This is a genomic window from Clostridium boliviensis (assembly GCF_033342255.1).
In the GTDB taxonomy this organism is placed as follows: domain Bacteria; phylum Bacillota; class Clostridia; order Lachnospirales; family Lachnospiraceae; genus Lacrimispora; species Lacrimispora boliviensis.
The window spans coordinates 1-477 of sequence record NZ_JAWONS010000028.1 but is presented as its reverse complement, the minus strand read 5'-3'; the positions used below and the strand labels follow the sequence as shown (position 1 = coordinate 477).

Sequence of the window (477 nt, the reverse complement as noted above, 5' to 3'; positions counted from 1 at the left end):
CCACGCTGATGTTTCCGATCAGCTCCATCAGGGGAAAATAGGTGCTCCAGATGTAGGCCGTCTCCAGGTTGGTCTCCATGTACTGCCGATTCCGCTCCCCAAACCGGGAGATTTCCAGCTCCTCCCGGGCCAGGGCTTTCACCGTGTGCATGCCGCTGATGTTTTCCTGCACCTTGGTGGTGAGCCGCGCAAAAGACCTTCGAACCCCCAGAAAGGCGGGATGCACCCTCCGGTCGAACCGGTAAACGGTGACGGAAAGAAAGGGCATCGCCAACAGCGTGACCACCGCGAGCAGCGGATGGAGGTAAACCATCGCCCCCAGCCCGAATCCCAGCAGCAGGAGAAAATTGAGGCACTGGGCGCAGCCGAAGGAAAGGAAAAAGCGAAACACCTCCACATCGGCCGTCAACCGGGACATGAGATCGCCGGTCTTGGCGTTGTCGTAAAACCGGAAGGGAAGGGACTCCAGCTTCCGGT

Annotated in this window: 1 protein-coding gene; it reads right to left on the bottom strand. The window is 59.3% G+C overall.

Annotated elements, in window-relative coordinates; all coding sequences use genetic code 11:
- A partial coding sequence (locus RZO55_RS01475; RefSeq protein ID WP_318062534.1) for an ABC transporter transmembrane domain-containing protein occupies nucleotides 1-418 on the bottom strand: 418 nt, incomplete at its 3' end.
- Nucleotides 419-477 lie beyond the last annotated feature (59 nt).